This is a genomic window from Paracoccus sp. (in: a-proteobacteria), assembly GCF_046462195.1.
In the GTDB taxonomy this organism is placed as follows: Bacteria; Pseudomonadota; Alphaproteobacteria; order Rhodobacterales; family Rhodobacteraceae; genus Paracoccus.
The window spans coordinates 14,040-26,356 of the sequence record NZ_JBKGUN010000157.1 but is presented as its reverse complement, the minus strand read 5'-3'; the positions used below and the strand labels follow the sequence as shown (position 1 = coordinate 26,356).

Below are 12,317 nucleotides of genomic sequence, written 5' to 3'. Positions count from 1 at the left end.
GAAGAGGTGAGCAGGAGCGGTTGCCCGGCCTGATGTCCTTCGCTAACATCGCCAGACCCTGTTCGAAAGCCGGACCGACATGATCCCCACGCGCCCTCGCCGTCCGCTGACACTTCGTGATGTTTCCGAGGCCTCGGGCGTGTCGGAAATGACCGTCAGCCGCGTGTTGCGCAACAGGGGCGACGTTTCCGCCGCCACGCGCGAAAAGGTGCTGACGGCTGCCAAGACCTTGGGTTATGTGCCCAACAAGATCGCAGGCGGACTGGCCAGCCAGCGCGTGAACCTTATCGCCGTCGTGATTCCGTCATTGTCTAATCTGGTCTTTCCCGACGTGCTGGGCGGCATTTCGGCCGAACTGGACGATACCGGGCTGCAGCCAGTTATCGGCGTCACCAACTATTCCCCCGCGCGCGAAGAGATGGTGCTGTACGACATGCTGTCCTGGCGTCCGTCAGGGGTGATCCTGGCCGGGCTGGAACACAGCAAGGCCTCGCGGGCCATGCTGCAGAATTCCGGCATACCGGTGGTCGAGATCATGGATGTCGATGGCGAGGGCATCGACACGCTGGTCGGAATCTCCCACATGCGGGCGGGACGCGAGATGGCGGCCCGCATTCTGAAGGCAGGCTATCGCCGCATCGGCTTTGTCGGCACCCACATGCCCGAAGACCACCGCGCGCGCAAACGCCTGCTGGGCTTCGAAGAGGGGCTGACCCAGGCGGGCGTTCCCTTGGAGGCGCGTGAATATTACCAGGGCGGCTCATCGCTGCTGAAAGGGCGCGAACTGACCAAGCGGATCCTGGACCGGGCCCCTGACTTGGATTTCCTGTATTTCTCGAACGACATGATCGGGGCAGGGGGGCTGCTGCACTGCATCGACCAGGGATATGACATCCCGGGCCGCATCGGCCTTGCGGGGTTCAACGGCGTCGATCTGCTGGACGGACTGCCGGTGCGGCTGGCCACCACGGATGCGCGCCGTGTGGATGTGGGGCGCCGCGCCGCGCGTCTCGTGGCGGGCAAGGATGCGCCGCCGGAAGGCCGCATCATCGCCCTGACGCCGACCTTCATCCCTGGTGACACGATCCGTGCCGTGCCAACGGAGGATGAAGCGCGCTTGTGACCCGCAGGGCCAGCGCTTATCTGTTCGGGATGCGCATTCCATTCCTTGGCAGATACCTGTCCCGCAAGCGCCGCATCGCGGTCATTCGTTTGTCTGGCACCATTGGCGGTGCAGGCCGGGGTGGGGGGCTGAACGATGCCGCCCTGGCCCCGATGATCCAGCGCGCCTTTCGCCGCAAGCCTGTTGCCGTGGCGCTCGTGATCAATTCACCTGGCGGCTCGCCCGTGCAGTCGTCGCTGATCGCCGCCCGTATTCGGCGTCTGGCGGATGAGCACGGGACCGAGGTTCATGCCTTTGTCGAGGATGTGGCTGCATCCGGTGGTTACTGGCTGGCATGCTCGGCCGATCGGATCTGGGCCGATGACAGCTCGATCCTGGGCTCCATCGGCGTGATCTCGGCGGGCTTCGGCTTTCACCAGTTGATCGATCGGTGGGGGATCGAGCGTCGGGTCCATACGGCAGGCCGGTCGAAATCCACGCTGGACCCGTTTCGCCCCCAGAAACCCGAGGATGTGGAGCGTCTGCACGCCATTCTCGAGCCCATCCACGAGGCCTTCAAGGATCATGTCCGCCAGCGCCGCGGCTCGCGCCTGGCCGAAGGACGCGACCTGTTTACCGGGGAATTCTGGGCCGGGCGCGAGGCCGTGCGGCTGGGTCTTGCGGACGGCATCGCCCATCTGGTGCCCCAGATGAAGGCGCTCTATGGCAAGGACGTGCGCTTCGAGGTGCACGGCATGCGCCGACCCCTCCTGCGCCGGATCGGCCTGTCGGCCGACGCCTTGCTGGATGCGGCCGAAGACCGCGCCGCCTTTCAGCGCTTTGGAACACGCGGATGAGCCTGCGCATCGTCCTGCTGTTCCTGCTGGTGATGGTCATCATGGCCCTGGTCAAGGGGCCGGCCTTCCGGCGAACAATTAGAAACATCCTGGGGATCGGAAGACGTGATCGTTGAAATACTGCTGGTCCTGGGCGGACTGGTCCTGCTGGTTCTTGGGGGCGATCTGCTGGTCAAGGGGGCCGTCAACCTCGCCCTCAAGCTGGGGATGACCCCGCTGGTCGTGGGTCTGACCGTTGTGGCCTTCGGCACCTCGGCACCCGAACTGCTTGTGTCGCTCTCGGCGGCGGTCAAGGGCTCCAGCGGCATCGCGATGGGCAATGTCGTCGGATCGAACATCGCCAACGTGCTGGTGATCCTGGGACTGACCGCGCTGGTGTCGGTCATCGTCACCAAGGGACATGATCTTCGCGAAAGCTGGGGAATGATGATCGGCGCCTCCGTGCTGCTGATCGCCCTGTCGATGACCGGAGAGATCGGACGCATCGAGGGCGTGATCCTGCTGCTGGCGCTGGCCGCCGTGCTGTGGCGTCAACTGACGACCGGCCGCGTCGATCCGAACGAGATCGAGGGCGCGGCCCTTGGCGCGGGCTGGGGCAAGATCATCCTCTGGCTGGCCCTGGGCCTGATCATGCTGCCGATCGGCGCCAACCTGCTCGTCAACGGCGCAACCGAGATCGCGCTGGCCTTCGGCATCAGCGAAACCGTGATCGGCCTGACACTGGTCGCGATCGGCACGTCGCTGCCCGAACTGGCGGCCTCGGTGGCCTCGGCCTTGCGGGGCCGGGCGGATATGGCGCTGGGCAATGTGGTCGGCTCCAACATCTTCAACATCCTGGCGATCCTGGGTATCACGTCGATCGTGGCGCCGCTGCCGATCCCGCCCGAAATGCTGCGCCTCGACCTGTGGGTCCTGCTGGCCACGTCATTGTTGCTGGCGCCATTCCTGTTCCGCTTCATCAGCATCGGACGCATGACGGGGGCGGTGATGCTGGCGCTTTATGGAACCTATGCCTGGATCCTGCTGTGAGTGTCGCGCTGGTGACGGGCGCGGCCCGCAGGCTTGGCCGTGCCATGGCCCTGCACCTGGCCTCGCGCGGCTTCGACATGGCGATCCATTATTCCGGCTCGGAGGAGGCCGCGCGCCAGACGGCAGCCGACGCCGAAGGCATGGGTGTCCGCGCCCGGCTGTTCCAGGCCGACCTTCTGGACGCCGAGGCAACGGCCGGCCTTGTTCCCCGGATCGCACAGGCGATGGGCCCGCTGACGGTGCTGGTCAACAACGCCTCGATCTTCGACTATGACAACATCCACAACGCCACGATGGAAGGGTGGGACCGGCATCTGGGTTCCAATCTGCGGGCGCCCTTTCAGCTGGTCCAGGCCTTTGCCGCGCAGGCGCCAAAGGCACGGCCGGACGAGAACGACGAGCCACAGGCGCAGGCCCTTGTGGTCAACATGGTCGATCAGCGTGTCCTGAAGCCCACGCCCGAGTTCATGACCTATTCCATCGCCAAGGCGGGCCTCTGGTCGCTGACGAAAACAGCCGCGCAAGCTTTGGCACCAAATGTCCGGGTGAACGCCATCGGCCCCGGCCCGACCATGATCGGTGCGCGGCAGTCGGCCGCACATTTCGCCGCTCAACGGGCAGGGACAATTCTCGGGCGCGGAGCGGATGCCGACGGAATCGTTCAGGCTCTGGATTATTTCTTGGATGCGCGCGGCGTCACCGGACAGCTGATCTGCGTCGACGGCGGCCAGCACCTGGGGTGGAAAACGCCGGATGTGGTTGGCAGTTCCGTCCGGTAATTCCACCTGTCCGCGTGTTTGTCCCCGCTTGTCTTCGATCCTGTTCTATGTCTTGGATTATTCATGCTTTCCCGGATGCTGTTGTGGGGAACTTATTTTTTTCAAACAAATCAAAGGCCTTGAAAAATGCCTAGATAATGGGCAACTTCATGGAAGTGTAACGATTGCTGGTTGGCCAAACCCATCCTCACGGCTCTTGCACAGAATTATCCACAGATTCCGTGGAAAGCTTCCACCTTGCACTCGGGGGCGGGAACTTGCAGCGGGCGCAAGAATCACTTTCTTAGACAGATGACCCAGAAAACCGGACACGCCCTTATTCAGGATTACCTTCGTACCCTCGACGGCAGCCCCGGCGTTTACCGGATGCTGGATGCCCAGGGGGCGGTACTTTACGTCGGCAAGGCCCGCGATCTGAAGGCGCGGGTGTCGAACTATGCGCGCCCCTCGGGACACTCGGCGCGCATCGCGCGGATGATCCGCGAAACTGCCAGCATGATGTTCCTGACCACGAACACCGAAACCGAGGCGCTGCTGCTCGAGCAGAACCTGATCAAGCAGTTGAAGCCGCGCTACAACGTGCTTCTGCGCGACGACAAGTCCTTTCCCAACATCCTGGTAGCCAAGTCGCACGGCTATCCGCAGATCAAGAAGCACCGCGGCGCAAAGTCCGAAAAGGGCGATTATTATGGCCCCTTTGCCAGCGCGGGCGCGGTCAACCGCACGCTGACGCAGCTGCAGCGGGTCTTCCTGCTGCGCAATTGCACCGACAGCACCTTTGAATCCCGGACGCGCCCCTGCCTGCTGTTCCAGATCAAGCGCTGTAGCGCTCCCTGCGTGGGCCGGATTGGTCAGGACGACTACAACGCCTTGGTCACCGATGCCGAACGCTTCCTGCAGGGCAAGACCACGACCATTCAGGCGGATCTGGCAAAGGAAATGGCGGTCGCGGCCGAGCAGATGGAATATGAGCGCGCTGCCGCGCTGCGGGACCGCATCAAGGCGCTGACGGCGGTCCAGTCGGTGCAGGCCATCAACCCGAAGGGCGTAGCCGAAGCCGACATCGTGGCGCTGCACATGGAGGGCGGACAGGCCTGCGTGCAGGTGTTCTTCATCCGCGGCAACCAGAGCTGGGGCAACCGCGACTTTTATCCCCGCCTCGGAGGCGCCGAAAGCGCGGACGAGGTCATGCAGGCCTTCCTGCTGCAGTTTTATGATGACAAGCCGCCGCCCCGGCAGATCCTCCTGTCCCATCCGCCCGAGGACCCGGACCTGACGGCCGAGGTCCTGTCCGGACGCGCCCACCGCAAGATCGAGGTGACGGTGCCCCAACGTGGCGAAAAATCGGACCTGGTCACCAACGCCCTGCGGAACGCACGCGAAAGCCTGGCCCGCCGCATGTCCGAGAGCGCCACGCAATTGCGCCTGCTGGAAGGGCTGGCCGAGGCGTTCGAGTTGCCGGCCTCTCCGCGTCGGATCGAGGTTTACGACAACAGCCACATCATGGGCACCAATGCCGTGGGCGGCATGATCGTCGCGGGAGCCGAAGGCTTCATCAAGAGCCAGTACCGCAAGTTCAACATCAAGGGGACCGAGATTACACCCGGCGACGACTTCGGCATGATGAAGGAGGTTCTGACCCGCCGCTTCCAGCGCCTGCTGAAGGAAGATCCGGACCGCCAGACCGAGGCCTGGCCGGACCTGCTGCTGATCGACGGCGGCGCAGGTCAGGTCAGCGCGGTGGAAAGCATCATGGCGGAACTGGGGGTGGAGGATATCCCCATGATAGGGGTCGCCAAGGGCCAGGACCGCGATCACGGAAAGGAAGAGTTCCACCGGCCCGGCCAGCGTCCCTTTGCGCTGCGCATGAACGACCCGGTCCTGTACTTCGTCCAGCGCCTTCGCGACGAGGCGCACCGTTGGGCGATCGGCACGCACCGCGCCAAGCGGGCCAAGGCGGTCATGGCCAATCCCCTGGACGAGATCGCAGGCGTGGGCTCGGCACGCAAACGTGCGCTCTTGACCCATTTCGGCAGCGCCAAGGCCGTCAGTCGGGCAGGGCTTGCCGATCTTCAGGCGGTTGACGGAATCTCGGCCGCGATGGCGCAAAAGGTTTATGACCACTTTCACGCGAAAGGGTGATTCGCGGCTGTCGATGGCCGCGGTGATGCCAGAACCGCCTTCTGCCAGAAAAATCTGACAGGAAATCACGGCAGGTTTCTGCAGCTGCACAGGCTGAAATAGCCTTGCCGATCAAGCTGCGTGCTGGTCTGGCGGGGCCTCTCGGTCGGCAGAATACCGCATGGCAGCAAGACTGCGGTATCATGATGCCGCTACGTCAAGCAGATGTCGCGCTATGGTTGCAGCTTCCTCCATGACTGCTCATGATCAAGGAACGGCCATGACCCATGAACACATCGCTGGACAGCCCTTGCCGGATCCCGCTTTCCAAGGCGCGATCTGGCAGGATTTCAAGGACTCCTCCACCCAGCTGGTGGGCGTCATCACCGATGTCAACGTTTCCGGCAGTGACCCCACGCTGCAGGTGCGCGGACCCGACGGCAGGAACTGGACCGTGGAACTCGCTGATCGCGCACGAAACGCCAGCCTTGGGCTGACCCGGTCGGCCCTTTTGCCGGGAGAGCCGGTGCGCGTCATTGGCCGACGCACGCAACGCTTCGGAGAGCGGCGCATCAAGGCGCTGCGCCTGACGGTCGAGGATCGCCGCTTCGACCTGTTCCCCGAGGCGATTTCGGCTTGAATGTCACGCCGGGGCAGGGTGTTGCTGCCTTGCCCCTTTCCAACCGCTTCGGCAGGGACTAGCTTGCCGGCATGCGCTGGACCCTTCCCAACATCCTGACCCTCCTTCGGCTTGTGGCGGCGCCTGCCGTCCCGCTGATGTTTCTGTATTTCCAGCGCCCTTGGGCGGACTGGGCGGCCTTGACGCTGTTCCTGCTGGCCGCGGTCACCGATTGGTTCGACGGCTACCTAGCGCGCGCCTGGAAGCAGGAAAGCCGCTTTGGCGCGGCCATGGACCCCATTGCCGACAAGGCGATGGTGGTCATCGCGCTGGTGGTGATCACCGGCTATTCGGGAATGAACCCTTGGCTGATCCTGCCCGCGACGGTGATCCTGTTCCGCGAGGTCTTCGTGTCGGGCCTGCGGGAGTTCCTGGGCGACCAGTCCCGCACCCTTGCCGTCACCAATCTGGCCAAGTGGAAGACAACGCTGCAGATGGTCGCCATCGCGGTGCTGTTCCTGGGGACCGGTCTCGCCTTCGTGGAAAATGGCCGCCCTCCTCGCGTGGGTGAAACGGGCCTTGTGTGGTCGGTCAGCCTTGCCGCCCTCGCCACCCATGCGGGCCTTGTTCTGATCTGGATCGCGGCGCTCCTGACGGCCTGGACGGGGTGGGACTATTTTGTGAAGGCATTGCCCTTCCTGAGGGAGACGCGCCGTGACCCTTGACGTGCTGTATTTCGCCTGGCTGCGGGAACGCGTGGGCCATCCGCGCGAAACGGTGACAACGGACGCCGCCACCCCGCGCCAACTGGTTGCCGAACTCATCGTCCGGTCCGAGGGACATGCGGCCGCCTTTGCCGACCTTGCTGCCCTGCGCTGCGCCATCGACCAGAAACTGGCCGATCTGGACACGCCCTTGGCCGATGCGCGCGAGGTTGCGTTCTTTCCCCCCATGACGGGCGGTTGAACCATGTCCGCTCGTGTCCAGCCCGAGCCCTTTGATCTGGCAACCGAGCTGGCGGGCTTTGGCACCGGAGCCGGGGCGGTCGTGACCTTCACGGGCATCGTGAGGGACGACACCGGCGCCATGCAGGCGCTGGAGATCGAACATTATCCTGGCATGACCGAACGGGCGCTGCAGGACTATGGCACCGAAGCTGCGGGCCGGTTCGCCCTGACGGACTGGCGCATCGTGCATCGTCACGGCCGGATCGAGGTCGGCGGGCCCATCATGATGGTCGCGACCGCCGCGCGTCACCGCGCCGCGGCCTTTCAGGCGGCGGATTACCTGATGGACTGGCTCAAGTCCCGCGCCCCCTTCTGGAAGCGCGAAATCGCCCGCGACGGCACCATGGCCTGGGTCGAGGCGAAGAACAGCGACGAGGATGCGCTGAACCGATGGTAGGTCCCTCTTCGGGCTGCTGTCCGTGATCCGCCCGGACCTGCGCCGACGCCTTGGCGAAAATGCCGAACTGATCGTCTTTTCCGTTTTGGCGGGCCTTGGTCTCTGGGTCGCATTCCGGGGCGGCTGGTTCTTTGCACTGGTTGGCGGACTGATGATGGTTGTGGCGGTGCCGCTGGCCATCGGGGCCCTCCGCCGCAGTCCGTTCCGCCGCCCCGTCACGGCGCCCGGGGTGGTCGAGATCGTGGAAGGCGCCATCCGCTATTACGGCGCCACCGAACTGGGCGGAGAGATTGCGCTTCGCGACCTGACCGAGATCCGCCTGCTGCGCCTCGAGGGCCGGGCTCATTGGCGCTTGCGCAGCCAGGCGGGCGAAGCCTTGCTGGTTCCCTGCGATGCGGCGGGGGCCGCGGCACTGGCCGATGCCTTTACCGCCCTGCCGGGGCTGGACATGGGCGCGGTCTCTGCCGCTCTGGCACAGGTGGCGCATCAGCGCGATGCGATCCGCACCGTTTGGCGGAGGCCTGTCTGACGCCGCTTGACTTGGCCCGGCGCGCTTGCCACCTGTGACCGACTGGAAACCGTGAAAGGCCTCGACCCCATGTCCATTCCCCAGCAGGGCGGAGGCCCCATCGAACACCGCGACCAGCTGGCCGCTTATATTGCCAGCGGCGAGAAGCCCAAGGCCGACTGGCGCATCGGAACCGAACACGAAAAGTTCGGTTATGACCTGGCTGGCAAGATGCCCTTGCCCTACGAGGGCCCGGTTTCGATAACGGCCATGCTGGAGGGTCTGCGCGACCGCTTCAACTGGACCCCGGTGCTGGAAGCCGGCAAGCTGATCGGGCTGGAACGTGATGGCGCCAATGTCAGCCTGGAGCCGGGCGGCCAGCTGGAACTGTCAGGGGCGCCGCTGGAAACGATCCACCAGACCTGCGACGAGGTGAACAGCCACCTGGCCGAGGTCGAGGCCGTGGCCCGTGACATCGGCGCTGGTTTCATCGGGCTGGGTGCAGCGCCCCTCTGGGGGCAGGATGACATGCCGATGATGCCCAAGGGGCGTTACCGGCTGATGACCGACTACATGGGCCGTGTGGGTACGCTTGGCACCCAGATGATGTACCGGACCTGCACGGTTCAGGTGAACCTCGACTTCGCTTCCGAAGCCGACATGGTGCAGAAGATGCGCGTGGCCTTGGCCCTTCAGCCGGTGGCAACGGCGTTGTTCGCCAATTCGCCCTTTCTCGACGGCAAGCCCAATGGGATGAAGTCCTGGCGTGCCCATATCTGGCAGAACCTCGACGGCGCACGCACCGGCATGCTGCCCTTCGTCTTCGAGGACGGCTTCGGCTACGAAGCCTGGGTGGATTACGTGCTGAACGTGCCCATGTATTTCGTGTACCGCGACGGCAAGTACATCGATGCGCTGGGGCAAAGCTTCAAGGACTTCCTGAAAGGCCAGTTGCCGGCCCTGCCGGGCGAGGTGCCGACGCTTTCGGACTGGGCCGACCACATGACGACCGTCTTTCCCGAAGCCCGGGTCAAGAAATACATCGAGATGCGCGGCGCCGATGGCGGATCATGGCGCAGGCTGTGTGCGCTGCCGGCTCTTTGGGTGGGCCTCACCTATGACCAGGAGGCGCTGGACGCTGCTTGGGACCTGGTCAAGGGCTGGGACGCGGAAACCCGTGAAGCCTTGCGGGTGGCGGCAGGCCGCGACGGATTGCAGGCCGAGGCCAATGGCGTGCGCATGCATGATCTGGCGCGGGATGTACTGCGCATCGCCGAAACCGGCCTGAAGAACCGCGCCAAGCCCGGAAACGGCGGTCTGGTTCCTGACGAAACGCATTTCCTCAACACGGTTCGGGAAAGCGTGGACACCGGCAAGGTGCCCGCCGACGAGCTGCTGGACCAGTATCGCGGCGCATGGGCCGGCGACCTGAGCCGGATCTATGACGAGTACTCTTACTGATTGAATTTCGCGACAACGGGGGGATCCTGCATCCCCCCGCACCCCTTGCAGGATGATCCGTCACAGCCCGACCGCCCACGGGAAAATGAGCGGCCGATGCGCAGGCCCCGCTTGAACTGTGGCAGTCTTGGTGGCACCCCGCGGGAAACGGCGACAAAAGGATGCGGGGCAAATCATGCGTGGCGATATGATGCGGTGGATCGGACGGCTTGTCGCGGTTGTCTTCGGGCTCGGCCTCGTGGCATTGCTGGCCATGGTCGTGGTTCTCGTCCGGCGTGCCGAGGGTGTGCCCCCGATGCCGATCTTCATGGGGCTGCTGGGGGCGGTTGTTCTGATCCTGGTGTCAGGGGCCTGCCTGGCCCTGATCTCGATCGCGGTTTCCGCCCGCCGGGGAATCGTGGCGCTGGAGCAGATCGCCGCGGGCACTCCTGCCGGAACAATGGTCCAGCCGGAAGAAGAGCCGGAGCCTGAGATGCAAGGCCCGTTCAGCCCCACCGGATTGCACAACGGCATGGTGGCTCCGCAGCGGCCACTGCGGGCCGCAGGACGCAGGCTGGTGGTCGAACGCTAGTTCGGCTGCTTCCGGCCGATGCGCGGCTCGGTTCCATTCAGCAGGCGCGTGATGTTGGCGTGATGACGCAGCGCGATCAGGATCGCCATGAACCCCGCCACCGCCCCGAGGTCCATGCGCCCCATGCCCCAGGCAAAGACCGGCGCCAAGGCTGCCGCCAGCAAGGCGCTGAGGCTGCTGATGCGGCTGATCAGTGCCGTCACGGCCCAGATGGCGCAGGCGATCAGTCCCAGCGGCCAGTGCAGGGCCAGCAGCGTTCCCAGAAAGGTTGCGACCCCCTTGCCGCCCTTGAAGCGCAGCCAGACGGGGAAGCAATGACCCAGAAAGGCCGCGCCGCCCGCCAGCAGGGCCGCCGTCTCGCCGCCAAGGTGACGGGCCAGCAGGACGGCGATGGCGCCCTTGCCCGAATCCAGCAGCAGCGTTGCCAGCGCGGCCGGCTTGTTGCCCGTGCGCAGCACATTGGTGGCGCCGATATTGCCCGAGCCGATCTGGCGCAGGTCGCCCAGACCCAGAGCCCGCGTGATCACCAGCCCGAACGGAACCGAGCCCAGAAGATAGCCGAAGACGGCCCAAAGGATCAGTGTCATGCAGCATCTCCAAAAACGCGACGGCCACCAACCCATGTGCCCAAGACGCGACCTTGCATCCGAGCGCCGTCAAAGGGCGTGTTCTTCGATTTCGACAGCAGCGCGAAACGGTCCAGAACAAAAGGGGCGTCGGGATCGAAAAGAACAAGGTCGGCAGGGGCGCCCCCGGCCAGCCGGCCAGCGGTCAGGTTCAGACGCCGGGCCGGGTTCAGCGACAGCGCGCGCCACAGTTGCGGCAGGCTGATCCCGCCCTGATGATACAGCCGCAGCGCCGCGGGCAGCAGCGTTTGCAGGCCGACCGCGCCGGGGGCCGCGGCCTCGAACGGAAGGCGCTTGGACTCCTCGTCCTGAGGCGTGTGAAAGCTGGCGATCGTGTCGATCAGTCCGTCCGCCACCGCCTGGACCATCGCCTGGCGGTCCTCCTCGGACCGCAAGGGCGGGGTGAAGCGGAAAAAGGTCCGGTAATCGCCCACGTCGAACTCGTTCAGGGTCAGGTGGTGGATCGAGATCCCGGCACTGACATCCAACCCTGCCTGCCGGGCGCGTGCCAGGGCGGGCAGGGCGGCGGCCGTGGTGATCTGGTCGGCGTGCCACCGGCAACGGGTCATCGCGACAAGCGCCAGGTCACGGTCCAGCCCCATCACCTCGGCCATGGGCGAGACGGCAGGCACACCATAAAGCGAGGCGAACTTGCCGCTGGTCGCCGCCGCGCCCTGTGACAGGCCCGGGTCCTGCGGATGTCCGATGATCAGGGCGTCCAGGCCGCGCGCATAGGTCATGCAGCGCGACAAGAGTTTGGTGTCGCGCACCACGCGCACGCCGTCGGTGAAGGCCACCGCCCCCAGATCGGTCAGGAACCCGATCTCGACCATTTCCTGACCTTCGCGCGCCTTTGTCAGGGCGGCCATGTGGCGGATGTTCACCGGCGCATCGGTGGCGCGACGAGTGACGAATTCCAGCGCCTCGGGCGTGTCGATGGGCGGCAGCGTATCGGGGCGGGCCACCATCGTGGTCACTCCGCCCGCCGCGGCGGCCAGACCGGCGCTGCGAAAGCTTTCCTTGTGACGTTCGCCGGGTTCTCCGATCTTGACGCCCCAGTCGATCAGGCCGGGGGCCAATGCGCGGCCGCGGCAGTCGATGACAGTGGCCCCTTCGGGCGCAGCCTCCTCCGCCGCACCCTGACCCGCGATGCGGCCGTCGGTGACGCGCAGGCTGCCCAAGGCATCGGTCTGCGCCTGCGGGTCGATCAGGCGGGCGTTCCGGAAGATCAGGTCCATCA

Annotated in this window: 14 protein-coding genes; 12 read left to right on the top strand and 2 right to left on the bottom strand. The window is 65.2% G+C overall.

Translation table 11 applies throughout. From position 1 onward, the window contains the following. Positions 1–79: 79 nt before the first annotated feature. The 12 genes from ACLHHB_RS10135 to ACLHHB_RS10080 all read left to right on the top strand — a co-directional run bounded on the left by ACLHHB_RS10135 (position 80) and on the right by ACLHHB_RS10080 (position 10,451). Positions 80–1,123, top strand: coding sequence for a LacI family DNA-binding transcriptional regulator (locus ACLHHB_RS10135; RefSeq protein WP_410218162.1), 1,044 nt, complete (start codon positions 80–82; stop codon positions 1,121–1,123). A 29-nt stretch (positions 1,124–1,152) separates the two neighbouring features. Then, positions 1,153–1,959 (top strand): S49 family peptidase, encoded by an 807-nt coding sequence (locus tag ACLHHB_RS10130; RefSeq protein ID WP_410218182.1) that lies wholly within the window; start codon positions 1,153–1,155, stop codon positions 1,957–1,959. Between the two features lie 105 nt (positions 1,960–2,064). Further along, positions 2,065–2,988, top strand: coding sequence for a calcium/sodium antiporter (locus tag ACLHHB_RS10125; protein ID WP_410218161.1), 924 nt, complete (start codon positions 2,065–2,067; stop codon positions 2,986–2,988). A 44-nt stretch (positions 2,989–3,032) separates the two neighbouring features. Further along, complete coding sequence (locus tag ACLHHB_RS10120) at positions 3,033–3,767, top strand: SDR family oxidoreductase (protein WP_410218181.1); 735 nt, start codon at positions 3,033–3,035, stop codon at positions 3,765–3,767. Between the two features lie 291 nt (positions 3,768–4,058). Beyond that, on the top strand, positions 4,059–5,909 hold the full coding sequence (uvrC, locus tag ACLHHB_RS10115) for an excinuclease ABC subunit UvrC (RefSeq protein WP_410218160.1): 1,851 nt from the start codon (positions 4,059–4,061) through the stop codon (positions 5,907–5,909). A gap of 259 nt (positions 5,910–6,168) precedes the next feature. Next, positions 6,169–6,528, top strand: a complete 360-nt coding sequence (locus tag ACLHHB_RS10110; RefSeq protein WP_410218159.1) for a hypothetical protein — start codon at positions 6,169–6,171, stop codon at positions 6,526–6,528. A 71-nt stretch (positions 6,529–6,599) separates the two neighbouring features. Beyond that, positions 6,600–7,232: a CDP-diacylglycerol--glycerol-3-phosphate 3-phosphatidyltransferase gene (gene pgsA, locus ACLHHB_RS10105; RefSeq protein WP_410218158.1), complete on the top strand. Its 633-nt coding sequence runs from the start codon at positions 6,600–6,602 to the stop codon at positions 7,230–7,232. Then, positions 7,222–7,473: a MoaD/ThiS family protein gene (locus ACLHHB_RS10100; RefSeq protein WP_410218157.1), complete on the top strand. Its 252-nt coding sequence runs from the start codon at positions 7,222–7,224 to the stop codon at positions 7,471–7,473. Before pgsA ends, ACLHHB_RS10100 begins: the two co-directional genes overlap by 11 nt. A 3-nt stretch (positions 7,474–7,476) precedes the next feature. Continuing rightward, a complete protein-coding gene (locus tag ACLHHB_RS10095; protein ID WP_410218156.1) occupies positions 7,477–7,911 on the top strand; it encodes a molybdenum cofactor biosynthesis protein MoaE in 435 nt (144 codons plus the stop codon). Between the two features lie 22 nt (positions 7,912–7,933). Continuing rightward, positions 7,934–8,440, top strand: coding sequence for a hypothetical protein (locus ACLHHB_RS10090; protein WP_410218155.1), 507 nt, complete (start codon positions 7,934–7,936; stop codon positions 8,438–8,440). Between the two features lie 69 nt (positions 8,441–8,509). Then, positions 8,510–9,880, top strand: a complete 1,371-nt coding sequence (locus ACLHHB_RS10085; protein ID WP_410218154.1) for a glutamate--cysteine ligase — start codon at positions 8,510–8,512, stop codon at positions 9,878–9,880. A 175-nt stretch (positions 9,881–10,055) separates the two neighbouring features. Beyond that, entirely contained in the window at positions 10,056–10,451 is a 396-nt protein-coding gene (locus ACLHHB_RS10080) for a hypothetical protein (RefSeq protein ID WP_410218153.1), read from the top strand. On the opposite strand, the gene plsY is transcribed toward ACLHHB_RS10080, so the two are convergent. Continuing rightward, a complete protein-coding gene (gene plsY, locus ACLHHB_RS10075) occupies positions 10,448–11,038 on the bottom strand; it encodes a glycerol-3-phosphate 1-O-acyltransferase PlsY (protein WP_410218152.1) in 591 nt (196 codons plus the stop codon). The two genes, ACLHHB_RS10080 and plsY, sit on opposite strands and share 4 nt — an antisense overlap. Then, positions 11,035–12,315 (bottom strand): dihydroorotase, encoded by a 1,281-nt coding sequence (gene pyrC, locus ACLHHB_RS10070; RefSeq protein WP_410218180.1) that lies wholly within the window; start codon positions 12,313–12,315, stop codon positions 11,035–11,037. Before pyrC ends, plsY begins: the two co-directional genes overlap by 4 nt. Between the last annotated feature and the right edge of the window lie 2 nt (positions 12,316–12,317).

Bases quoted from the DNA above. Each gene is read 5' to 3' on its own strand.
- ACLHHB_RS10135 (WP_410218162.1), top strand. From the start codon at position 80: ATGATCCCCACGCGCCCTCGCCGTCCGCTGACACTTCGTGATGTTTCC.
- ACLHHB_RS10130 (WP_410218182.1), top strand. From the start codon at position 1,153: ATGCGCATTCCATTCCTTGGCAGATACCTGTCCCGCAAGCGCCGCATC.
- ACLHHB_RS10120 (WP_410218181.1), top strand. From the start codon at position 3,033: ATGGCCCTGCACCTGGCCTCGCGCGGCTTCGACATGGCGATCCATTAT.
- uvrC (WP_410218160.1), top strand. From the start codon at position 4,059: ATGACCCAGAAAACCGGACACGCCCTTATTCAGGATTACCTTCGTACC.
- ACLHHB_RS10110 (WP_410218159.1), top strand. From the start codon at position 6,169: ATGACCCATGAACACATCGCTGGACAGCCCTTGCCGGATCCCGCTTTC.
- pgsA (WP_410218158.1), top strand. From the start codon at position 6,600: ATGCGCTGGACCCTTCCCAACATCCTGACCCTCCTTCGGCTTGTGGCG.
- ACLHHB_RS10095 (WP_410218156.1), top strand. From the start codon at position 7,477: ATGTCCGCTCGTGTCCAGCCCGAGCCCTTTGATCTGGCAACCGAGCTG.
- ACLHHB_RS10085 (WP_410218154.1), top strand. From the start codon at position 8,510: ATGTCCATTCCCCAGCAGGGCGGAGGCCCCATCGAACACCGCGACCAG.
- ACLHHB_RS10080 (WP_410218153.1), top strand. From the start codon at position 10,056: ATGCGTGGCGATATGATGCGGTGGATCGGACGGCTTGTCGCGGTTGTC.
- plsY (WP_410218152.1), bottom strand. From the start codon at position 11,038: ATGACACTGATCCTTTGGGCCGTCTTCGGCTATCTTCTGGGCTCGGTT.
- pyrC (WP_410218180.1), bottom strand. From the start codon at position 12,315: ATGGACCTGATCTTCCGGAACGCCCGCCTGATCGACCCGCAGGCGCAG.